The sequence below is a fragment of the Mesorhizobium sp. M00.F.Ca.ET.216.01.1.1 genome (assembly GCF_004010325.2).
Lineage (GTDB): Bacteria > Pseudomonadota > Alphaproteobacteria > Rhizobiales > Rhizobiaceae > Mesorhizobium.
In genome coordinates this window covers 1-562 of the sequence record NZ_SADR02000096.1, presented here as the reverse complement: position 1 = coordinate 562, position 562 = coordinate 1, and the positions used below count along the sequence as shown (strand labels likewise).

General features: G+C 59.1%; 1 protein-coding gene. It reads right to left on the bottom strand.

Going from position 1 to position 562, the window contains the following annotated elements; genetic code table 11:
- Positions 1-135: 135 nt before the first annotated feature.
- Positions 136-562 (bottom strand): M24 family metallopeptidase (locus EN859_RS35185; protein ID WP_135913595.1); only part of this gene is annotated, 427 nt, incomplete at its 5' end.

Here is a 562-nt window from a genome sequence, read left to right as displayed (position 1 = left end):
ATTGGCTCCTGCTTCTCAAAAGTTGGAGCGCCCCGCACGCGGCGCGGTTCATGGGAAATCCGCCGGCTTTCATCGAAAAGTAGCTGACGATGCCTACGACTGGTCGCATGTGCTTTGCCATCTTGAATGGAGTGCTTATATACGCGAGAAGAGCTTGCGCTCCATGGTGGTCAGGCGTTCCGGGCCTTTTTCCGTCACCAGCACCGTCTCGCTGAAGCCCATCCCCGCTGCCATCATCAGCATATGAAACACCATTCCCGGCTCTAAGACCCATTCGACGCCAGGCACGAATTCGCGGATAAATTCGCCGGCCGACGGGCGATGATTAAGACCAAGCGAATAGCCGGCACGATTCGTATAGGTTTCGCGCAGTCCAGATGCCAGAAGCGGCTCGCGGCAAGCTCGGTCGACCACGCTGGCCGGTGTGCCCGGCCGCATCAATGCGATCGCCTCGTCTTGGATGCGGATGATCGTGTCGGCGATACGCTGTTGCGCAGCGCTCGCCGGACCGACAACAGCGGTGCGCATCAAGCGTGCCCAGTAATTCTTGTGGACCCCGTTT